Raw genomic sequence first — 20,699 nt, forward strand, 5'->3', positions numbered from 1 at the left:
CCTTGCAGCGGTTCCCGCCCGTATTGCACCGGCGCGGCGTTTGCGCCACGTGGGACGGCATGGACCTGTTCGATCTCACCGGCCGCGTGGCCCTCGTCACCGGCGGCAATGGCGGGCTCGGCCTTGCGATGGCCCGCGGGCTCGCCAAGGCGGGCGCCCATGTCGCCATCCTCGCCCGCAACCCCGCCAAGAACGCCGCTGCGGTCCAGGAACTGCGCGGTCTGGGCGATGGCGACGTGCTGGCGCTGACCTGCGACGTGGCCGAGGAGGACGCGATCGCCGCTGCGCTGGAACAGACCCTCGGTGCCTTCGGGCGGGTTGATGTCTGCTTCGCCAATGCCGGGATTTCGGGCGCGGGGACGGCTATCCCCGACATCACCGCCGAAGGCTGGGACCGGACGCTCGCGGTCAACACCCGCGGGGCGGCGCTGGTCTACAAGTACGTGACCCGCCACATGATCGCGCGGGCGAAGGAAGGCGATCCCGGCGGAAAGCTGATCGCGACCTCCTCGGGCCAGTCGATCATGGGGGTGAACCGCTCGTCGGATTACGCCGCCTCCAAGGCCGCCCTCAACGGCCTCACCCGCGCCGCCGCGTTCGAACTCGCGCGCTACGGGATCACCGCTAACGCCCTGCTTTTCGGCTATTACGAGACCGACATCACCGCCAAGGCCGACCCCAAATTCGCCGAATGGATGAGCCGCCGCATCCCGCTGCGCCGCCCGGGCGACCATGCGGGGCTCGAAGGCCTCGCGGTGTTCTTCGCCTCGCCGCATTCGGACTACATCACCGGCCAGTGTCTGCCCGTTGACGGGGGCCTGTGCATCAGTTGAATACCCGCGCATCGGCCCCACCTTGGCCGGAACGCCCGGCTCTGCCAGCCGTTGCCGTCTGAAACGCCTCCCGTAACCGGAACCCTCTCCCGTGGCCGACGACGATATTCCCGATTTTCGCGACCTGCCCGAAGACCGCACCCGTCAGCGCCCCGTGCCGGCGGGGCGGATGGCGCGCTTCGGCACCTTCGGCAAGCTCGTCGGCGGTGTGGCCGGCGGCATGGTCGCGGAAGGGGCGCGGCGGCTCGCCAGTGGCGAGGGGATCACCGCGCGCGACCTGATCCTGACACCCGGCAATGTCCAGCGCCTGACCGACCGCCTGTCGCACCTGCGCGGCGCGGCGATGAAGATGGGGCAGATGATCAGCCTCGATGCCGGCGATTTCCTGCCCGACGAGCTCTCGCGCATCCTCGCGACCCTGCGTGACCAGGCCAATTTCATGCCGACCCGTCAGCTCGACCAGGTGCTGAAAAGCGAATGGGGCCCGGACTGGCGCAAGCAGTTCCGCTGGTTCAACCCCCGGCCCATTGCCGCCGCCAGCATCGGTCAGGTCCACAAGGCCCTCACCCGCGACGGCGAGGAGCTAGCGATCAAGGTGCAGTATCCCGGCGTCGCCAAGTCAATCGACAGCGATGTCGACAACGTCATGACCCTGCTCAAGGTCGCCGGTTTCGCCCCGCCCGAACTCGAGATGGACAAGCTGATGGCGGCGGCCAAGCAGCAGCTCCACGAGGAGGCCGATTACCAGCGCGAAGGCCGCCAGATGGCGCTCTATCGCGAGCGGCTTGCCGGGACCCCCGGCTTCGTCGTGCCGCGCCTCCACGAGGGCCTGACGCGCGGCGCAATCCTCGCGATGAGCTTCGAGGAGGGCGTCTCGATCGAGGAACTCGGCAAGGAAAGCCCCGAACGCCGCGACGAGGTTTTTGCCCGGCTGATCCGCCTGGTGGCGCGCGAGCTCTTCGAATTCGGGGTGATGCAGACCGATCCCAATTTCGCCAATTTCCGCTACCGGCCGGGGACGGGCGAGATCGTGCTGCTCGATTTCGGCGCCTGCCGCCCGGTCGATCCGGCGGTGGCGAACGGCTATCGCAAGATGCTGCTGGCAGGCCTTCAGGGCAATGCCGAGGAGGTGCTCAAGGCGACGATCGAGGCGGGCTTCATGATGCCGATCGTGGCCGAGAAGCACCCTGACCGGGTGGGCCGGATGATCGACATCGTCATCAACGAGATGCGCGCCGATGCGCCCTTCGACTTCGGGGACCGCGCTTTCGTGCCGCTGCTGCGCGAAGAAGGCTATGCCATCGCGCAGGACAAGGACACCTGGGCCTTCCCGCCGATCGAGACCCTGTTCGTCCAGCGCAAGGTCTCGGGCACGGCGCTGCTTGGCGCGCGGCTGAAGGCGAAGGTCAACATCCGGCGGATCACCGAGGAGGTGTTGGCCAGCACCTCGCCCCTTCCCGCCGCTGCTGCCTGAGGGCCGACCGAACTCTTCCCGCTCCCGGTGCACCCGCCCCTTGCTCGGCACCACCGATGGTGGTTTGGATGTTTCGCGTGAAACCAACGAGATAGGCGATAGACAGGCTGCAGGATTTGTAATACTGCGAGGCCATGCATGGGGGGATCGATCACAGGATCAGCGTGCTGTTCGTGTGTCTCGGCAATATCTGCCGGTCACCGATGGCCGAAGGCGCATTCCGCGCGGCCGCGCAGGCGCGCGGACTTGCGGTCAATGTCGATTCTGCCGGAACCGCCTCCTACCACGTCGGGCACCAGCCCGACCCGCGGGCCATCGCGATGGCGAGCCTCAAGGGGATAGACATCGCCGGCCAGTCGGCGCGGCAGATCGAGCGGGACGATTTCTACCGCTTCAGCCACATCATCGCGCTCGACCGCGCCAATCTCGAAGGTGTGCGCGCCAAGGCTCCGCGCGACGGCACGGCCACGCTGGCGATGCTGATGGATGCGGTGGAAGGGCGCCGCGGAGAACCGGTGCCCGATCCCTATTATGGCGATACTGCCGCTTTCGAGCACGCCTGGAACCTGATCGATCTGGGCGTTGCGGCCTGGGCGGACCGCCTGCTGCGCGAAGCCGACGCGCTGCGCGCCTGATCTAGCCGCCCCGAAGCAACTGCACGCCCCAGTCGCGCTCGAACAGGTAAAGCAGCAGCCGCGCTGCCTCGCCGCGCGGCGAGGTCAGCCCGCCGTCGCGCTCCATCAGCAGGCGCGCATCGCCGTGAGCGACGGGGAGCAGGCGTTGGGTCTGTTCGAGATCGGCGATGCGGAAGCCCGCCTCCCCCGATTGCCGCGTGCCGAGCAGCTCGCCCCCGCCGCGCAGTTCCAGGTCTTCCTCCGCGATCCGGAACCCGTCCTGCGTCTCGCGCATCAGGGCGAGGCGCTTCTTGCCCGTCTCGGAAAGCTCGTCGCCACGCAGCAGCACGCAACGACTCTTCATCGAGCCGCGCCCCACTCGGCCGCGCAACTGGTGGAGCTGGGCAAGTCCGAACCGCTCGGCCTGTTCGATCACCATCAGCGTCGCGGACGGCACATCGACCCCGACTTCGATGACCGTGGTCGCGATCAGGAGGCGCGCGTCACCGGTCACGAAGCGTTCCATCGCAGCGTCCTTGGCCTCGGGCCGAAGCTGCCCGTGGACCATCACCACCGCATCGCCGAACCGCTCGCGCAGCGCGGCATAGCGCGCCTCGGCGGCGGCGATGTCGGCAAGGTCGGGAACACCGTCCACTTCGCGGACCATCGGACAGACCCAGTAGGCCTGCTGTCCGCTGGCAAGGTGCCGCTCGACCCCGGCGATCATCTCCTCCATGCGCGCCTGAGGGAAAACGAGCGTTTCGATCGCCTGCCGCCCGGGGGGCAGTTCGTCGAGGCGGCTCACGTCCATCTCGCCATATTGCGCCAGCGTCAGCGAGCGCGGGATCGGGGTCGCGGTCATGGCGAGGGTATGCGGCGCCCGTCGGCCCTTGGCGGCCAGCGCCAGCCGCTGCGCCACCCCGAAGCGGTGCTGCTCGTCGATCACCACAAGGCCCAGGTCGCGGTAATTGACCGTGTCCTGAAAGATCGCATGGGTGCCGACGAGCAGCTGGATCGAGCCATCGAGCAGCCCCATCAGGATCGATTCGCGCTCGCGTCCCTTGGCGCGGCCCGTCAGCAGAGCGATCTCGACCCCGGTCGGGCCGAGCATCTTCCTCAGCGTCTCGAAGTGCTGGCGCGCGAGGATCTCGGTCGGTGCCAGCAGGGCCGCCTGCTTGCCCGCCTCGACGGCGATCAGCATGGCATTGAGCGCCACCACGGTCTTGCCCGCGCCGACATCGCCCTGAAGCAGGCGCAGCATCGGCGCCTCCTGCGCCATGTCGCCCTCGATCTCGCCGATCGAGCGGCTCTGAGCGCCGGTGAGGCCGAAAGGGAGTTGCAGCTTTTGCCGCAGCGCGCCGTCGCCGACCAGCGCCTGCCCGCGCCTGCGCCGCCCGTCGGCCTTGACCAACAGCAGCGCGAGGCTGTTCGCCAGCAATTCGTCATAGGCCAGCCGGTCGCGCGCCCTGGCATCGGTGCCCTCGTGCGCCAGCCGCAGCGCATCGCGCCACGAAGGCCAGCCGGCGCGTTCCAGCTGTCCCGGCTCGATCCATTCAGGCAACTCGGGCAACCGCGCCAGAGCCTGCCGCGCGAAATCGGCGATGCGCGGCTGCACCAGCCCTTCCGAGAGGCGATAGACCGGTTCGCTCAGGCGCCCCATGTTCGCGGCGCTGTCGGCCTCGATGTGCTCGGGATGGACGATCTGGAGCATGTCGCCATAGCGGTCGAGCCGCCCCGCGACCCAGCGTTTCTCGCCCACCGGCACCAGCTTCCTGGCGCTGTAGGCGGCCTTGCCGAACCAGGTGAGCGAGCAGACGTTGCCATTGTCGTCCTGCGCCAGCACACGATAGGGGCCGCGACTGCCCGCGCGGGGGCTGCGGTGCTCGACCGGCGTGAGCGGGATGATCACCTGCTCGCCTTCGCTCGCCGAATCGAGATCGGCCACAGCCCGGCGGCTGACGAAGCGTTCGGGCAGGTGATAGGCCACGTCCTTCACCCGCGTCAGGCCGAGCCGCTCGAGCGGCTTCATCAGCTTAAGCCCGACCCCGTCGAGCGTCGCCACTTCGGCAAAGAGCGGATTGAGAGCCTCGGGACGCATGGGCAGCATGGCTATCACCTGCCTTGCGTCTTTGCGAGTTGAAGGCGCGCAAGGCTGTGGCTAGGTGCATCGGCATGACCGACGCGCCCTCTTTCGAACAACGTCTCGCCCGCGCAAAGTTCCGCGCCTGGCATCGCGGCACGCGCGAGGCCGATTACATGATCGGCGGCTTCTACGACCGCTATCATGCCGCCTGGGGCGAGGCGGAACTGGCGTGGTTCGAGGCGCTGCTCGACGAGGACGATGTCGACGTGATGGCCTGGGCGCTGGGAACGCAGGCCCCGCCCGAGCACCTTGCGGGCGACCTGCTGGCCACGATGCAGAAGCTCGATTACGTCGACATCCCGCGCTGAGGGGCAGCGCCGTTCGACAAGCCGCCGATGCGCCGCTAAGGCCCGGAACAAATCGCGCGCACCCGCGGTTGTGCGGGGGCGTGCGCCCTTGCCCATACCCCCCTCGATCCGAGCCGGGGGCGCTCGTGCTTTGCCCCTGATCCTTGTGAAGTGACCCGATGCCCGACCTGAACCGCATCCTCGCGGCCCGCGATCCGCTCACCCTCGCCTCGCTCCCGCGCGGAAGCGTGCCGCTGGTGCTCGCCGATCTCGCCCGTGCCGCCAAACGCCGGGCGGTGTTCATCGCGCCCGACGATGCGGCGATGCGGGCCGCCGCCGAGGCGGCGCGGTTCTTCGCGCCCGAGATCGAGGTCGTCACCTTCCCGGCATGGGACTGCCTGCCCTACGACCGCGCCAGTCCCGCCCTGTCGGTCAGCGCCGAAAGGCTCGCCGCGCTCCACCGGCTGCAGCAGCCGGGCGCCGCGCAGCAATTGCTGGTGACCACCGTCAACGCCGTGCTCCAGCGCGTGCTCACCCCCTTCCGGGTGCGCGAGAGCGTGCGCGCGTTCAAGGTCGGCACCACCATCGGGCACGAGAGCCTCGCCGCGCTGCTCACCCGGCAGGGCTATTCGCGCACCGACACGGTGATCGACCACGGCGAATTCGCGGTGCGCGGATCGATCGTCGACATCTTCCCCTCCTCGCTCGAGAGCGGCCTCAGGCTCGACTTCTTCGGCGACGAGCTGGAATCCCTGCGCCTGTTCGATCCCGCCACCCAGCTGACGATCGAGCGGATCGACGAACACCTGCTGCTCCCCGCCTCCGAGGCCCTGCTCGACGAGGAGAGCATCAAGCGCTTCCGCACCCGCTACCGCGAGCTGTTCGGCGCGGGCGCGACGCAGGACCCGCTCTACGAGGCGGTCAGCGAGGGGCGGCGGCTGGCCGGCATGGAACACTGGCTCCCGCTGTTCGAGGACAAGCTGGCGAGCCTGTTCGACCACCTCGCCAAGGACGACGTGGTCGTGATCGACCAGAACGCGCTGGGCGCGGCGGAGGAGCGGCTTTCCGACATCGCCGACTACCACGAACAGCGCGGGCGGATCGCGGGCGAGCGGAAGGGCAGCTACCGCCCGCTGAAGCCCGATGCGCTCTACCTTACGCGCGCGGAGTTCGACGCCGCGCTGGCCGCGCTTCCGGTCCACCGCGCCTCGGCCTTCGTCGCGGAGGAAAGCGCGAACGCAATCGACTTCGGCTTCCGCTCGGCGCGCGACTTCGCCCCCGAGCGCGGGCGCGGCGAGAATGTCTACGAGGCCGCCGCCGCGCACCTGAAGCCGGTTGCCAAGTCGCAGCGCAAGTCGCTGGTCGCGGCCTATTCCCCCGGGAGCGCGCGGCGCATGGCCGCGATCCTCGAGGAAGCGGGCGCCCCCACCGCCATCGCCGAAAGCTGGCAACAGGCGCTGGGGCTGGCGGCCAAGGCCAGGACCGCGGTGGTCGTCCTGCCGCTCGAGACCGGCTTTGCCTCCGACACGCTGGAGATCCTGACCGAGGCCGACATTCTCGGCGACCGGCTGGTGCGGCGCAAGAAGAAGCGCAAGGATTCCGATGCCTTCCTCGCCGAACTTCAGGCGCTGTCGCAAGGCGATCTCGTCGTCCATGTCGAGCACGGCATCGGCCGCTACCTGGGGCTCGAGGCGATCCCCGTCGGCAAGAGCCAGCACGATTGCGTCGCGCTCGAATATGCCGGCGGGGACAAGCTGTTCATTCCGGTCGAGAATCTCGACGTCCTTACCCGCTACGGCTCCTCGGAACAGGCGGTGGCGCTCGACAAGCTCGGGGGCGAGGCGTGGCAGCGGCGGCGAGCGAAGCTCAAGGAGCGCATCACCGCGATTGCCGGCGAGCTTATGCAGGTCGCCGCCGCCCGCGCGCTGAGGCAGGCCCCGGCCCTGCCCGCCGACCCCGCCAGCCTCGGCCAGTTCACCGACCGCTTCCCATGGGCCGAGACCGAGGACCAGGAACGCGCCATCGCCGACGTGCTCTCCGACCTCGAAAGCGGGCGTCCGATGGACCGTCTGGTGTGCGGCGATGTCGGCTTCGGCAAGACCGAAGTGGCGCTACGGGCTGCCTTCGTTGCGGCAATGAATGGGCAACAAGTTGCCATCGTTGCGCCAACGACCTTGCTGGCCCGCCAGCACTACCAGAACTTCGCCGAACGCTTCGCGGGCTTCCCGCTCAAGGTCGGGCGGCTGTCGCGGTTGGTCTCCGCCAAGGAAGCCGCCGAGACCCGCGAGGGGCTGGAGAACGGGCAGATCGACCTTGTCGTCGGCACCCATGCGATCCTGTCCAAGTCGACGAAGTTCAAGAACCTCGGCCTCGTGATCGTGGACGAGGAGCAGCGTTTCGGCGTCACCCACAAGGAAAAGCTCAAGCAGCTGCGCGCCGACGTCCATGTCCTCACCCTCACCGCCACCCCGATCCCGCGCACGCTCCAGATGGCGATGTCGGGCCTGCGCGAGTTGTCGACCATCCAGACCCCGCCGGTCGACCGCCTCGCGGTGCGCACCTACGTGATGGAGTGGGACGACATGGTGATGCGCGAGGCCTTGCTGCGCGAGCATCACCGCGGCGGGCAGAGCTTCATCGTCGTGCCGCGCATCTCGGACATGGCCGATGTCGAGGACTGGCTGCGCAAGAACGTGCCCGAGGTGAAGGCCGTCACCGCCCACGGCCAGATGAGCCCCGGCGAGGTCGAGGAGCGGATGGGCGCCTTCTACGACCGCAAGTACGACGTGCTGCTCTCGACCACCATCGTCGAGAGCGGGCTCGACATCCCCAGCGCCAACACCATCATCATCCACCGCGCCGACCGCTTCGGCCTTGCCCAGCTCTACCAGCTGCGCGGGCGCGTGGGGCGGGCGAAGCTGCGCGCCTATGCCTATCTGACCCACGAGGCCGGGGTGGCCCTGTCGGAGATCGCGCAGAAGCGCCTGAAGGTGCTCGGCGATCTGGATTCGCTCGGTGCCGGTTTCCAGCTCGCCAGCCACGATCTCGACATCCGCGGCGCGGGCAACCTGCTCGGCGACGAGCAGTCGGGCCACATCCGCGAGGTCGGCTTCGAGCTCTACCAGGCGATGCTCGAGGAGGCGATCCTTGCCGTCAAGGCGGGCGAGATGGGCCTCGAGAAACCGCGCGACAAGATCACCCCGCAGATCACGGTCGATGCCCCGATCATGATCCCAGAGGACTACGTCCCCGATCTGGCCGTCCGCATGGCGCTCTACCGCCGCCTCAACCAGGCCGAAGGGCAGAACGAGATCGAGAGCCTCGCCGCCGAGATGATCGACCGCTTCGGCGACCTGCCGCAGCCCACCAAGAACCTGATCCGCCTGATCGAGGTCAAGCATCAGGCAATCGCGGCCTGCATCGCCAAGATCGACGTCGGCGCGCGCGGCACGCTCGTCACCTTCCACAATGACGACTTCCCCGATCCGACGGGCCTCATCGCCTATGTCGAGCGGCTCAACGCCAGCGCGCCGGAGACCGCCAAGCTGCGCCCCGACATGAAGCTGGTGATCAACCGCGCCTGGGGCGATCCGCTGAGCCGCCTCAACGGATTGTTCCAGCTGACCAAGGGCCTGAGCGGCATCGTTCGCAAGGCGCAGAAGGCCAGAAAAGCCGCTTGACGCATGCCGGGGACGGAACAGGGCGGGACCTGTCCGGTTCAGTCCCCGAGTGCCCCTCCCCTCTCGCCCGAACGGAACCGGCCCGCCCGTGAAGCTCCAGATCCACGCAAGGCTCGACTATGCCTTCCCGCAGCCGAGCGACGTTCTGCTGCAGATCGAGGCCGCGCCGACCCACGGCCAGACCGTCGAGACGGCGGAGCTGTCCGTCACCCCTTCAGCCGGGATCACGCGCGTTGCCGCGCACGACCGGGTCGGCGAGCGCGCCTGGCTGGCCGCGCATGGGCGGCTGGAGATCGATTACCGCGCGGCGATCACGATCGACCGCCAGGAGCGGGACTGGTCGCAGATGCCCGCTGCGCCCTTCCACCAGCTTCCGCACGAGGCGGTGCAATATCTGTTCCCTTCGCGCTATTGCCCCTCCAACCGCTTCGCCGCGCTGGTGGAACGCGACTTCGCCGGTCTCGAGGGCGGAGCCAAGGTCGCCGCGATGCGCGACTGGGTTGCGGGCCACCTGTCCTATGTCCCGGGCGCAAGCGATGCCGAGACCACCGCAGCCGATACCTTCCATGCCCGCGCCGGGGTGTGCCGGGACTATGCGCATCTGATGATCGCGCTGGTCCGCGCCGCCGACATCCCGGCGCGCTTCGCCAGCGTCTATGCGCCGCGCGTCGACCCGCCCGATTTTCATGCGGTTGCCGAGGTGTATCTGGGCGATGGCTGGCACCTGATCGATGCAACCGGCATGGCCGGCGCGACCGAGATGGCGGTGATCGGCGTGGGCCGCGACAACGGCGACGTTGCCTTCATGACCGCCTTCGGACCGCTTGCAATGAACGGTCAGAGCGTGTCGGTGGAGGCGGTCTGAGCGGCAGGACGCCCGCCGCTACCCGTGCCCCATGCCCCGCGCGGTGCGAGCCAGCGCCAGCACGCTCTCGCTCGGCATCGGCTGGGCGCGCAGGAAGCCCTGCCAGCCATCGCAGCCCTCGGCAGTGATCGCGGCGCGCTGGATCTCGGTCTCGATCCCCTCGGCATAGATCGCCAGGCCAAGCGCCTTGCCGAGCTGCACGATCGCGCGGAACACCGCCAGCGCGGTGGGATCGCCCGGCACGCCCTCGACCATCACCTTGTCGAGCTTGAGAACATCCAGAGGCAGCTCGCGCAGGTAGCGGAAATTGCAGAAGCCCGCGCCGAAATCGTCCAGCGCGGTGCGGAAGCCGAGGCCCCGAAGGGCCTTCAATGCGCTCGCCGCCTGGGCGAGGTTGCGCAGCAGCAGGTCCTCGGTGATCTCCAGCATCAGCCGCTGCGGGGCGATGTCCGACTGGCCGATCAGCGCAGCGAAATCGGCGGCGAAGCGGGGATCGCCCAGTTCCTCGGGCGTGATGTTCAATGACAGGGTCAGCACCTCGGGCCAGGTGCCCGCATCCTCCAGCGCGCGGGCGACCACGTGGCGCGACAGCGGGGCGACCAGCGCGGCGCGTTCGGCCACGGCGAACAGGTCGCGCGCCCCGATCGGCCCCAGCGTCGGGTGCCGCCATCGCGCGAGCGCCTCGGCGCCCGTCACCGCTCCCGTGATGCAGGAGAACTGCGGCTGGAACAGCACCTCGATCTCGCGCCGGTCGAGCGCGCGCAGCAGATCGGCCTCGAGCACGCCCGGCCGCACGCCGGGCAGGTGCCCGCGCGTTGCCGGTGCACGCAAGGATGTCCGACCCTGTTCCATCACGCTCCTCTTTGCCCCGCCCTTCCTTAACCCTTGATCGCGCGCCTGCCTCGCATCAATTGCAATCCGAGCCGATATGGCACATCAGGGCAACCGCCTGGCACGGCGTCGGGGATAACCCGGTTGGCGCCGCTTTTCTGCCGGAGGGGGACGAATGGCGAGCAACGGCATGACCTATCAGCGGCTGGCGCTGCTCGCGTCGGACACCCCGCGCGCGGCCGAGGCCTATGACGCGCTGCTCGCCCAGGGCGAATGGGTGCCGCTCGACGAGGCCGATGCCGTGGTGGTGCTGGGCGGCGACGGGTTCATGCTCCAGACGCTCCACGCGATGCTCGACGCGGGCCGGGTGATCCCGGCCTATGGCATGAACCTCGGCACGGTCGGCTTCCTGATGAACCGCTACGACCGGCGCGCCGCGATCGCCGCCAAGGTCAACAAGGCGCGTCACTGGACGATCTCGCCGCTCAGGGTGGAGGCGGTGACGCAGGATGGCGAAACCCACGTGATGAGCGCGATCAACGAGATCTCGCTGCTGCGCGAGACCCGCCAGACCGCCAAGATCGAGGTCACGGTGGGCGACCGCGTGCGCATCCGGGAACTGGTGTGCGACGGGGTACTGGTGGCGACGCCGGCCGGGTCGACCGCCTACAACCTCTCGGCGCAAGGGCCGATCCTGCCGCTCGACAGCAAGATGCTCGCCCTCACCCCGATCAGCCCCTTCCGCCCGCGCCGCTGGCGGGGGGCGATCCTGCCCGACCGGATGAAGATCATCCTCAAGGTGCTCGACCCGGCCAAGCGCCCGGTCGCGGCGGTGGCCGACCAGAAGGAGCTGCGCGACATCGCCGAGGTGCGGCTCGAGATCGCGCGCGACTGCGACCTCACCCTGCTGTTCGACCCCGGCCAGAGCCTCGAGGAGCGGATCGTGGCAGAGCAGTTCGTCACCGCCTGAGGATCATCCACGGGCTTGCCAAAAGCCTCTTGCAATCCCCCAGCCCGCCCCATATAGGCGCGCCTCTGCCAGCGGACTTGTCTGCCGGTTGCTCCCCGATAGCTCAGCGGTAGAGCATTCGACTGTTAATCGAATGGCCGTAGGTTCGAATCCTACTCGGGGAGCCACTTTCCTCCACAACCCGTTCCGGAACCTGACCTGACCTGCACCGCCGGCAGGGTCCGGCTGTTCAACGCGGCGCGCCGGATCGCGGCTGCGCCGTTCACGGCGATCTCGTAACCTATGTTCGGGCGGGGCGCGCCCGCACGGGCGATGGGCAGGCTCGCGGCACGGCAATCTCGCCTGCTGCCGCTCGTCCACATCGAACGGGGGGAAGAGATGGAAACTCGTCGCGTCGCCGTGCCGCTTGCGGAGCTCCCCGAGGCGAGCGGCGGGAACGCCGCGCCCGGCGGTGGCCGCCTGCATACCTCTCCCCGGCCCTTGCCATCCGGCGGGCTGACGACCTTCGACGTGTTCGAGACGCTGCTCGTGCGCTGCGTCACCCCGCATCACGAGATCTTCGACCGGCTCGGCCGCGTCGCCGCAGGCCGCGGGCTGATCCCCTGCTCAGCCCACGCCTTCGCGCGAACCCGCGAAGCCGCGAACCACCGCACCCGATCGCTGCATGGCGAAGCAATGTGCCTGCGCGAGATCTATGCCGATCTTGCCGCGGCGCTGGGCCTGTCGGCGGAGGTCGCGCAGGAGCTGATGGCGCTGGAGATTGCCGAGGAAGCGCGCGCGCTGCGTCCGGTCGAGACCGTCCGGCCGCTGCTGGACCAGGCGAGACAGGCAGGGCGCGGCGTCGCCTTCGTCTCCGACATGTATCTGCCCGCGGACTTCATCCGCGAACAGCTCGCTCGGCACGGCTTCTGGGAGGAAGGCGACCGTCTCTACGTCTCGCACGAGCATGGCTGCGAAAAGCGCGGCGGGCGCCTGTTCGGGATAGTTGCGCAAGCCGAGGGCGTCTCTCCCCGCGCCATCACCCATTTCGGCAACGACACCGCCGCCGATTGGCGCGGGCCGCAAAAGGCCGGAGCGACCGGCAGGCTCGTCACGACCGGCAATCCGAACCGCTACGAACGCGCGCTCGAGGCCTTTCGCCACGAGACCGACGGCAGGACCGCGATCCTCGCGGGTGCCTCGCGCCTCGCCCGCACGTCGCTCCCGGCGACATCGGGACGCGATCAGGCGATGATCGATGTCGCGGCCGGCGTGATCGCCCCGCTGCTCACCTCCTTCGTGCTGTGGCTGTTCCAGCAGGTCGAGGAGCGCGGGCTCAAGCGGCTCTACTTCCTCTCGCGCGATGCCGAGATCCTGATGGAGATCGCGCTGCAACTCGCGCCCAAGCTCCGCAACCGGGTGGAGCTGCGCTATCTCTATGCCAGCCGTCTGGCATGGAACTCGGCGGTCTCCGGCCCCGACACCAACCCCCACGTGTGGTACAGCGTCATCTACCAGTCGGCGACCGGCTTCTCCAACGCCGAACTGCTCGAGCGCGTCGGGCTGGAGCAGGACCAGATCGAGCGGATCACCGCCGCAGACCGCAGGGAATGGAGCGGGACGCGCGACCGCACGATCCTGCGGACCACGCTCGAGGGCCTGCAGGCCGACGGCACGCTGCAGCGTCTCGCCGAGCGGAACAAGGAGCTGGTGCTCGACTACCTCGGGCAGGAAGGCCTGTTCGACGACGTCCCCCATGCGGTGGTCGACGTGGGCTGGCGCGGGACGCAGCACGACGTGCTGATCGAATTGCAGCGCGAGCGCGGCGTCGCCCCGGCCTACGGGCTGTTCTTCGGGCTCGACCTCAGCGGCAGCCAGTGGGGGAGCCTGCGCAGCGGCTTCTACTTCGATGCCCGCCGCCACGCCGCCGAAAATGCCGGCGAGGTCCATGACGGCCCGTGGGGCTACCAGCCCCCGCGCGTGCCGGAGGAACTGGGCAAGGTCGCCCCGCGCGAGCTCTATTCGCTGTTCGAGATGTTCTGCGCCGGCCGCGAGGGTTCCCTCCTCGGCTATCGCCGCGCGGACGGCCGCGTGCTCCCGGTCACCGATGCGCGCAGGCCCGCCGAAGTCCGCGCGTGGAACATCGACCGGGTCTACGAGACCGTCGCTGCCTTTGTCGCCAATGTGGACCTAGACGAGACTTCCTTCCTCAATGTCGACGTGCGGCCTGCCCTCGAACGCGTCGTCGACCTCCTGTGGCAGCGCCCGACGCGGCTCGAGGCCGAGGCCTGGGGCACCTTCCCGTGGGAGCTCGGCCTCGGCAGCAGCCGGTGCACCCGCGATTTCGCCCCGCCCTACGATCACCGCTACATCGGCACCAAACTGGGGCTGGATGCGACGCTCAAGACCCAGTGGCCGGCCGCCTCGCTCGCCCGCAGCAACCCGGTGATGCTCGCCTGCAAGACGCTCAAGGACGGGTCGGCCTATCCGCGCCTGATCGGCAAGTCGAAGGCAGCGGTGAGACGGCTCGTGGGCTGAGACCGCGCGGCGGCAGTCGGGCTGTCGATGGCACCGTCGCGACTCTGTTCCTCGCACTCTCGGTCCGGCGGCAGGCTAAGCCGACGAACGCCTGAGCCTCGCCGCAGCGCCTAGACGCCGAGCAGCAGGCGCACGCCCACCACCAGCACCAGCAGCGCGGTCAGCCAGCGGATCCATTTCGGCGAAAGCAGGCGCGCGGCCATCAGGCTGCCGACCTGTCCGCCGATCACCACCGCGATGAGCAGCGGAAGCGCCGCGCCAATCGCCTGCCCGAACAGCGCGGGGCCGTTCTTGACCATCTGCCCGGCCAGTCCGAACAGCGAATTGACGAGGATGAACAGGCTGGCGGTCGCCGCGATCCCTCGCGCCTCGTGCCAGCGCACGAGGTGCAGCAGGGGAGCGAGGAAGATGCCCCCTCCGATCCCCACCAGCCCGGCGAAATAGCCGAGCGGCGCGGCGGCGAGCGGCATGAGGCGCGCGGCCCGCGCGGGCGCGGCCCCCGCGCCTTCGCGCACCGGGACCAGCATGGTGAGCGCGGTCAGCACGAGGCTCCCGCCGAGCAGCGTCAGGAAGGTCGCCTCCCTGATCGGGGTCAGCCCGCCGAGAAAGCTCGCCGGGGCGCCGAGGGCGACGATCACCAGCGCCTTCTTCCACGGGGTCACGCCGGCGCGGGCGAAGCGGATGCTTCCGCCCGTCACCACCACGATGTTGCAGGCGAGGCTGACCAGCGGGATCAGCCGGTAGTCGAGGTCCGACAGCGCCAGCAGCGCCGAATAGGTCGATCCGCCGCCGAAGCCGACACTGGCATAGAGCAGCGCCGTCACCCCGAAGGCGAGCGCGAGCAGCGCCGGAACCGCTCCGATCATCATCGCCCCCCGCTCTCAGGCGTCAGACGTTGTGGGAGGCGCCCACCGCACCGTGGCAATGCTTGTACTTGCTGCCCGAGCCGCAGGGGCACGGCGCGTTGCGGCTGATGTCGAGATTGGCCCAGGGATTTTCCGGGTTGGCCCCTCCCGGCCCGAACGCCGCGCGCGGGCTTCCGGCCAGCGAGCCGAACAGTTCGGGGCGCAGCTCCGACCCGTCGCCATCGGCCGAATTGTCGAGGCCGGTCAGCGGGTCGATGTGGCCGGTGAGGAAATCGGGCAGTTCCGGCAGAGCCTGCGGCGCGGGCTGCTCGATCCGCAGCTCGGCGCGGAACAGGATCTTGGTGACCTCCTCGCGCAGGGTGTCGAGCATGGTCTCGAACAGGCCGAAGGCTTCCTGCTTGTATTCGTTGATCGGCTGCTTCTGGGCAATGCCGCGCATCCAGATCACCTGGCGCAGCGCATCGAGAGTGGCGAGGTGCTCCTTCCAGTGATGGTCGAGCTGGCGCAGCAGCACGTCCTTCTCGACGATCCGCCAGATCGAGGGATCGGACGCCGTGACCTTCTCCTCCATCATCGCGTCGGTGAGCGCGCGCAGCTTCTCCTCGAGGAGTTCCGGCTCCACCTCGTCCTCGGCGAGCCATTCGTCGTACGGCGGCTGGAAACCGAAGATCTCCTCGGTGCGCGCCTTGAGCTTCTCGATGTCCCACTGTTCGGGATAGGAGCCCGGCGGGCAGGCGGCGCCGACGATGGCGTTGATCGTGTCGTGGCGCATGTCGACCACGACATCGTCCACGGCTTCCGAATCCATGATCTCGGCGCGCTGTTCGTAGACAACCTTGCGCTGGTCGTTCATCACGTCGTCGTATTGCACGACCTGCTTGCGCATGTCGTAGTTGCGCGCCTCGACCTTCTTCTGCGCGGTCTCGATCGCCTTCGACAGCCACTTGGAACCGATCGCCTCGCCGTCGGCGAGGTTCGAGTTCATCATCTTGGCGAACAGCGTGTCGGGACCGAAGATGCGCAGGAGATCATCCTCGAGGCACAGGTAGAAGCGCGAGAGGCCCGGGTCGCCCTGACGGCCCGAGCGGCCGCGCAGCTGGTTGTCGATGCGGCGGCTCTCGTGGCGCTCGGTGCCGAGCACGAACAGGCCGCCGGCCGCCTTCACGCGCTCCTTCTCCTCGGCGACCTCGGCGCGGATGCGGGCAATCGCCGCGTCGCGCTCGGGCCCCTCCGGCATGTCGGCGAGCTCGTCGTTGATGCGGAATTCGACATTGCCGCCGAGCTGGATGTCGGTGCCGCGCCCGGCCATGTTCGTGGCGATGGTGACGGCGCCATAACGGCCCGCCTGGGCGACGATGTGCGCTTCCTGTTCGTGGAAGCGGGCGTTGAGGACGGCGTGCTTCACGCCTTCCTTGTCGAGATACTGGCTGAGCAGTTCCGACTTCTCGATCGAGACCGTGCCGACCAGCACCGGCTGGCCGATCTCCTGCTTGGCCTTGATCGCGCGGGCGATCGCCTGGAACTTGTCGGCGGTGTTCTTGTAGAACTCGTCCTCCTCGTCGATCCGGGCGACGGGCAGGTTGGTCGGAATCTCGACCACGCCGACCTTGTAGATGTCCCAGAACTCCGCCGCTTCGGTCGCTGCCGTGCCGGTCATGCCCGAGAGCTTGGGATACATGCGGAAATAGTTCTGGAAGGTGATCGAGGCGAGCGTCTGGTTCTCTGGCTCGATGCGGACGCCCTCCTTGGCCTCGACCGCCTGGTGAAGTCCGTTCGACCAGCGGCGGCCGTCCATCATGCGCCCGGTGAATTCGTCGATGATGATGACCTTGCCGTCCTTGACGATGTAATCGGTGTCGCGCTTCCTCGCGAAATTGGCGACCAGCGCCTGGTCGAGATGGTGCACGACCTGCGTGTTCTCGACATCGAACAGGTTGTCGGTGGCGAGCAGGCCCTTCTCGATGAGCAGCTGCTCGACTTCCTCCATGCCCTCTTCGGTGAGCTGGACGCGCTTGGTCTTCTCGTCGATGTCGAGCCATTCGCGCGGAATGTCGCGCGCGACCTGGTCGAGGGCAACGTAGAGCTCGGACTTGTCCTCGGTCGGACCCGAGATGATCAGCGGCGTGCGCGCCTCGTCGATCAGGATCGAGTCCACCTCGTCCACGATCGCGAAGTTGAAGGGCCGCTGCGCCATCGCCGCACGCTCGTGCTTCATGTTGTCGCGCAGGTAATCGAAGCCGAACTCGTTGTTGGTGCCGTAGGTGATGTCGGCATTGTAGGCGTCGCGCTTGTATTCCTCGGGCATGCCGGGGACGATCACGCCGACCGTCAGGCCGAGCCAGTTGTAGAGCCGCCCCATCTCGGCCGCGTCGCGCCGGGCGAGGTAGTCGTTGACCGTGACGACATGGACGCCCTTGCCCTCGAGCGCATTCAGGTAGACCGCGAGCGTCGCCATCAGGGTCTTGCCCTCGCCGGTGCGCATTTCCGCGATCTCGCCGCGGTGGAGCACGAGGCCGCCGATCAGCTGCACGTCGAAATGGCGCATTCCGAAGACGCGCACCGATGCCTCGCGCACGGTGGCGAAGGCTTCGGGCAGGATGTCGTCGAGCTTGGCGCCGCCGTCGATGAGGGCGCGCAGCTTGGCCGTCTGGCCCTGCAGCTCCTCGTCGGAGAGCGCCTGAATCTGGGGCTCCAGCGCGTTGATCTGGGCAACGATCTTGCGCGCGGACTTGATGTAGCGGTCGTTGGACGAACCGAAGACCGATTTGACGATGGCATTGAACATGGGGACAGACCTTTGATGCACACGGCGGCCCGGCGGACGGGCCTCAAGCGGGTGATGGAGGATGGCGCGCGCGGCCGCGATCGGTCCGGCGCGCGGAAAGCACGGGAGGAAAGCTCGGGCGCGCCTATTCGTAGGCGCGTTCGATCCCCATCAGCACCGGCAGGCGCAGAGCCTCGGGCTCGGCGGGCGGCGGGCAGGTCGCCTCTGCCGCGCGGGTGGCGATGATCGTTGCGGGCGCGGGCTGGACCGCCACGCTTTCGCCCGCCATGTGCTCTGTGCCGCTCGCGGCGGCAACGCTGGACGAGCACGCCAGCGCCTCGGCCAGCGACGCCTGCGCCGTGCCGCCGAAAGCGACAAGGCCGGTAAGCAGGGCCAGCAGGGCTAGGAAACGCCGGGTCATGGTCATGCGCAGATAGAGAATCGACCGCGTTTCGTCCACCGGGTTTCGCGGATTTACTGCGCCGCGTCCCCGGCCTAGAGGCCTCACCCATGCAGATCGACCGCTCCCCGCTCGCCCGCCCCTTCCCCGCCCTGCCCGCGATTGCCGGCGTGACGCTGCGCGTGGCCCGGGCGCGCTACAAGACGTGGGACCGCTGCGACCTGACCTTCGCCGAACTGGCCGAGGGCACGAGCGCGGCAGGCGTGTTCACGAAAAGCGCCTGTGCTTCCTCCGAGGTCGAACTCGGGCGCGAGGCGGTGAAGCTCGGGCGCGCGCGGGCGCTGATTGTCAATGCCGGCAACTCCAACGCCTTCACCGGCTGGCGCGGTCGCGCCGCCGTCGAGGCGATCCGCGCGCAGGTCTCCCAGGCGCTGGGCTGCTCGCTCGACGAGGTGTTCGTCTCCTCGACCGGCGTGATCGGCGTGCCGCTGCCGGTCGACAAGGCGCAGGCCGGGATCGCCGCGGCGCTCGAGGCCCAGACCTGCGGATGGGAGGATGCGGCGAACGCGATCGGCACCACCGACACCTTCGCCAAGGGCGCGGGTGCCAGCGCGATGGTCGGCTCCGTGCGGGTGGAGCTGGCCGGGATCATCAAGGGTTCCGGCATGATCGCCCCCGACATGGCGACCATGCTCGGCTATGTCTTCACCGATGCCGACGTCGCCCCGGCCTTCCTCCAGGAGGCGCTGGAGCGCGCCAATGCGAAGACCTTCTCCTGTATCACCGTCGACGGCGACACCTCCACCAGCGACACGGTGATGGTCTTCGCCACCGGCAAGGCCGGGAACGCCCGGATCGAGAGCTGGGACAGCCCGGGCGCCGATGCCTTCGCCGCCGCGCTCGCCGACGTGTGCCGCGAACTCGCGCAGCTGGTGGTGCGCGACGGCGAAGGCGCGCGCAAGTTCGTCACTGTCCGCGTCTCGGGCGCCGTCAGCGACGCCAGCGCAAGGGCCGTCGGCCTCGCCGTCGCCAACTCGCCGCTGGTCAAGACCGCCATCGCCGGCGAGGACGCCAACTGGGGCCGCGTCGTGATGGCGGTGGGCAAGGCGGGCGAACCGGCCGACCGCGACCGGCTCTCGATCGCCTTCGGCGGCGTGTGGGCGGCGCGGGACGGGGTGCCGGTGGAGGACTATGACGAGGCGCCCGTGGCCGCACACCTCAAGGGCGAGGAAATCGACATCGCCGTCGACCTCGGGCTTGGCGAAGGCCGCGCCACCGTCTGGACCTGCGATCTCACCCACGGCTACATCGCGATCAACGCGGATTACCGGTCTTGAGCGCGCTCGACGACGAAATCCGCGATCTGATGCGCTTCGCCGCGCAGCGTTCGATGCTGCCGCGCTTCCGCAATCTGGCTGCAGGCGAGGTCGAGATGAAGGGCGCGGACGATCCCGTCACCGTGGTCGACCGCGAGGTGGAGGCCTTCCTCACCGAGGCGCTGACAAAGCTCGCCCCCGGCGTTGCCGTCGTCGGCGAGGAGGCGGTGCACGCCGACAAGGGCGTACTCGATCACCTCTCCGGCCAGTGCTGGATCATAGATCCGCTCGACGGCACGGCGAACTTCGCCGAGGGCAAGGAGCCCTTCGGCATCATCGTCGCGCTGGCCGACGCGGGAGAGGCTGTCGCAGGGTGGATCTACGATCCGGTGAAGGACCGCTTCTGCCATGCCCGTCGCGGCGAAGGAGCCTTCGTGAACGGAGAGCGGATCGCGGCCCGCACCACCGGGCAAACACCGCCCGTCACCGCCGTCAGCCGCATCTTCCTCACCCCCGAGCAGTCGGCGATGGTCGATGCGAAGCTCGCGCCCCACTACACCCTCGTCGACATCCCCCGCTGCGCCGCCGAGCAATATCCGCGCCTCGCCCTCGGCGAGAACGACATCTCCAGCTTCAAGCGCACACTCGCCTGGGATCACGCGGCGGGCGTGTTGTGGCTGAACGAGGCAGGCGGCAAGGCGGCGCGGCTCGACGGCAGCGCCTACCGCGTCGACCAGCACGATGCGCCCGGCCTGGTGGGCGCATCGAGCCCGGCGATCTGGGACGAATTCGTCGCGCGGGTGCTGGGCTGAGCTTCAGAGCTCGCTTTCGAGCCAGGCCTTTAGCGCGCCCTTGGGCGCGGCGCCCAGCTTCTGGGCGACGGGTTGGCCGTTCTTGTAGAGCACCATCAGCGGGATCGACTGCACGCCGATGGCGGCGGGCGTGTCGGTGTTCTCCATGATGTCCATCTTGGCGATCACCACCTTGCCGGCGAGTTCATCGCTGATTTCCTCGAGCGCCGGGGCGATCATCTTGCAGGGGCCGCACCAGTCCGCCCAGAAATCCACCAGCACGGGGGTATCGCTGTCCAGCACATCGGCCTTGAAGCTCGCATCGGTCACGTTGACGGTCGCCATCAT

General features: G+C 68.7%; 16 protein-coding genes and 1 tRNA gene. 11 read left to right on the plus strand and 6 right to left on the minus strand.

The window, feature by feature from the left end; translation table 11 throughout:
* The first annotated feature begins 59 nt into the window (after positions 1-59).
* The 3 genes from ACMX37_RS08760 to ACMX37_RS08770 all read left to right on the plus strand — a co-directional run bounded on the left by ACMX37_RS08760 (position 60) and on the right by ACMX37_RS08770 (position 2,942).
* Positions 60-833 (plus strand): SDR family NAD(P)-dependent oxidoreductase, encoded by a 774-nt coding sequence (locus tag ACMX37_RS08760; RefSeq protein WP_483145560.1) that lies wholly within the window; start codon positions 60-62, stop codon positions 831-833.
* 169 nt (positions 834-1,002) lie between these two features.
* A complete protein-coding gene (locus ACMX37_RS08765) occupies positions 1,003-2,307 on the plus strand; it encodes an ABC1 kinase family protein (RefSeq protein ID WP_483148386.1) in 1,305 nt (434 codons plus the stop codon).
* Between the two features lie 134 nt (positions 2,308-2,441).
* Positions 2,442-2,942, plus strand: coding sequence for a low molecular weight protein-tyrosine-phosphatase (locus tag ACMX37_RS08770; RefSeq protein ID WP_483145561.1), 501 nt, complete (start codon positions 2,442-2,444; stop codon positions 2,940-2,942).
* Between the two features lies 1 nt (position 2,943).
* Here the strand turns inward: ACMX37_RS08770 and recG are convergent, their stop codons facing one another.
* On the minus strand, positions 2,944-5,019 hold the full coding sequence (gene recG / locus ACMX37_RS08775; RefSeq protein ID WP_483148387.1) for an ATP-dependent DNA helicase RecG: 2,076 nt from the start codon (positions 5,017-5,019) through the stop codon (positions 2,944-2,946).
* 74 nt (positions 5,020-5,093) lie between these two features.
* Here recG and ACMX37_RS08780 point away from each other — a divergent pair, with 74 nt between their 5' ends.
* The 3 genes from ACMX37_RS08780 (at position 5,094) to ACMX37_RS08790 (ending at position 9,896) form a co-directional block, all read left to right on the plus strand.
* The gene (locus ACMX37_RS08780; RefSeq protein WP_483145562.1) at positions 5,094-5,372 is read left to right on the plus strand and encodes an FAD assembly factor SdhE; all 279 of its coding nucleotides are present in this window, start codon (positions 5,094-5,096) and stop codon (positions 5,370-5,372) included.
* 158 nt (positions 5,373-5,530) lie between these two features.
* On the plus strand, positions 5,531-9,031 hold the full coding sequence (gene mfd / locus ACMX37_RS08785; RefSeq protein WP_483145563.1) for a transcription-repair coupling factor: 3,501 nt from the start codon (positions 5,531-5,533) through the stop codon (positions 9,029-9,031).
* 88 nt (positions 9,032-9,119) lie between these two features.
* On the plus strand, positions 9,120-9,896 hold the full coding sequence (locus ACMX37_RS08790) for a transglutaminase-like domain-containing protein (RefSeq protein ID WP_483145564.1): 777 nt from the start codon (positions 9,120-9,122) through the stop codon (positions 9,894-9,896).
* An 18-nt stretch (positions 9,897-9,914) separates the two neighbouring features.
* Here the strand turns inward: ACMX37_RS08790 and ACMX37_RS08795 are convergent, their stop codons facing one another.
* Positions 9,915-10,748 (minus strand): EAL domain-containing protein, encoded by an 834-nt coding sequence (locus ACMX37_RS08795; RefSeq protein ID WP_483145565.1) that lies wholly within the window; start codon positions 10,746-10,748, stop codon positions 9,915-9,917.
* Positions 10,749-10,902: 154 nt separating this feature from the next.
* Between ACMX37_RS08795 and ACMX37_RS08800 the strand changes: the two genes are divergently transcribed.
* From ACMX37_RS08800 to ACMX37_RS08810, 3 genes are all read left to right on the plus strand, one after another.
* On the plus strand, positions 10,903-11,697 hold the full coding sequence (locus tag ACMX37_RS08800; RefSeq protein ID WP_088914155.1) for an NAD kinase: 795 nt from the start codon (positions 10,903-10,905) through the stop codon (positions 11,695-11,697).
* Between the two features lie 92 nt (positions 11,698-11,789).
* A tRNA-Asn gene (locus ACMX37_RS08805) sits at positions 11,790-11,864 on the plus strand.
* A 211-nt stretch (positions 11,865-12,075) separates the two neighbouring features.
* Positions 12,076-14,214, plus strand: coding sequence for a hypothetical protein (locus ACMX37_RS08810; RefSeq protein WP_483145566.1), 2,139 nt, complete (start codon positions 12,076-12,078; stop codon positions 14,212-14,214).
* Positions 14,215-14,324: 110 nt separating this feature from the next.
* Here the strand turns inward: ACMX37_RS08810 and ACMX37_RS08815 are convergent, their stop codons facing one another.
* The 3 genes from ACMX37_RS08815 to ACMX37_RS08825 all read right to left on the minus strand — a co-directional run bounded on the left by ACMX37_RS08815 (position 14,325) and on the right by ACMX37_RS08825 (position 18,265).
* Positions 14,325-15,080, minus strand: a complete 756-nt coding sequence (locus ACMX37_RS08815; protein ID WP_483145567.1) for a sulfite exporter TauE/SafE family protein — start codon at positions 15,078-15,080, stop codon at positions 14,325-14,327.
* Between the two features lie 22 nt (positions 15,081-15,102).
* A complete protein-coding gene (secA, locus tag ACMX37_RS08820; RefSeq protein WP_483145568.1) occupies positions 15,103-17,865 on the minus strand; it encodes a preprotein translocase subunit SecA in 2,763 nt (920 codons plus the stop codon).
* 124 nt (positions 17,866-17,989) lie between these two features.
* Positions 17,990-18,265, minus strand: coding sequence for a hypothetical protein (locus tag ACMX37_RS08825; protein WP_483145569.1), 276 nt, complete (start codon positions 18,263-18,265; stop codon positions 17,990-17,992).
* 89 nt (positions 18,266-18,354) lie between these two features.
* Here ACMX37_RS08825 and argJ point away from each other — a divergent pair, with 89 nt between their 5' ends.
* Complete coding sequence (gene argJ / locus ACMX37_RS08830; RefSeq protein ID WP_483145570.1) at positions 18,355-19,581, plus strand: bifunctional glutamate N-acetyltransferase/amino-acid acetyltransferase ArgJ; 1,227 nt, start codon at positions 18,355-18,357, stop codon at positions 19,579-19,581.
* Positions 19,578-20,372 carry an inositol monophosphatase family protein gene (locus ACMX37_RS08835; protein ID WP_483145571.1) on the plus strand — a complete coding sequence of 265 codons (795 nt, stop codon included), beginning with the start codon at positions 19,578-19,580 and terminating at the stop codon, positions 20,370-20,372. Before argJ ends, ACMX37_RS08835 begins: the two co-directional genes overlap by 4 nt.
* Before the next feature lie 3 nt (positions 20,373-20,375).
* Here the strand turns inward: ACMX37_RS08835 and trxA are convergent, their stop codons facing one another.
* Positions 20,376-20,696: a thioredoxin gene (gene trxA / locus ACMX37_RS08840; RefSeq protein WP_483145572.1), complete on the minus strand. Its 321-nt coding sequence runs from the start codon at positions 20,694-20,696 to the stop codon at positions 20,376-20,378.
* Positions 20,697-20,699: the final 3 nt, after the last annotated feature.

The organism is Porphyrobacter sp. THAI-01a (genome assembly GCF_056868655.1).

Coding starts and splice junctions, on each gene's coding strand:
- ACMX37_RS08760 (WP_483145560.1), top strand. CDS start 60: ATGGACCTGTTCGATCTCACCGGCCGCGTGGCCCTCGTCACCGGCGGC.
- ACMX37_RS08765 (WP_483148386.1), top strand. CDS start 1,003: ATGGCGCGCTTCGGCACCTTCGGCAAGCTCGTCGGCGGTGTGGCCGGC.
- ACMX37_RS08770 (WP_483145561.1), top strand. CDS start 2,442: ATGCATGGGGGGATCGATCACAGGATCAGCGTGCTGTTCGTGTGTCTC.
- recG (WP_483148387.1), bottom strand. CDS start 5,019: ATGCGTCCCGAGGCTCTCAATCCGCTCTTTGCCGAAGTGGCGACGCTC.
- ACMX37_RS08780 (WP_483145562.1), top strand. CDS start 5,094: ATGACCGACGCGCCCTCTTTCGAACAACGTCTCGCCCGCGCAAAGTTC.
- mfd (WP_483145563.1), top strand. CDS start 5,531: ATGCCCGACCTGAACCGCATCCTCGCGGCCCGCGATCCGCTCACCCTC.
- ACMX37_RS08795 (WP_483145565.1), bottom strand. CDS start 10,748: ATGGAACAGGGTCGGACATCCTTGCGTGCACCGGCAACGCGCGGGCAC.
- ACMX37_RS08800 (WP_088914155.1), top strand. CDS start 10,903: ATGGCGAGCAACGGCATGACCTATCAGCGGCTGGCGCTGCTCGCGTCG.
- ACMX37_RS08810 (WP_483145566.1), top strand. CDS start 12,076: ATGGAAACTCGTCGCGTCGCCGTGCCGCTTGCGGAGCTCCCCGAGGCG.
- ACMX37_RS08815 (WP_483145567.1), bottom strand. CDS start 15,080: ATGATCGGAGCGGTTCCGGCGCTGCTCGCGCTCGCCTTCGGGGTGACG.
- secA (WP_483145568.1), bottom strand. CDS start 17,865: ATGTTCAATGCCATCGTCAAATCGGTCTTCGGTTCGTCCAACGACCGC.
- ACMX37_RS08825 (WP_483145569.1), bottom strand. CDS start 18,265: ATGACCCGGCGTTTCCTAGCCCTGCTGGCCCTGCTTACCGGCCTTGTC.
- argJ (WP_483145570.1), top strand. CDS start 18,355: ATGCAGATCGACCGCTCCCCGCTCGCCCGCCCCTTCCCCGCCCTGCCC.
- trxA (WP_483145572.1), bottom strand. CDS start 20,696: ATGGCGACCGTCAACGTGACCGATGCGAGCTTCAAGGCCGATGTGCTG.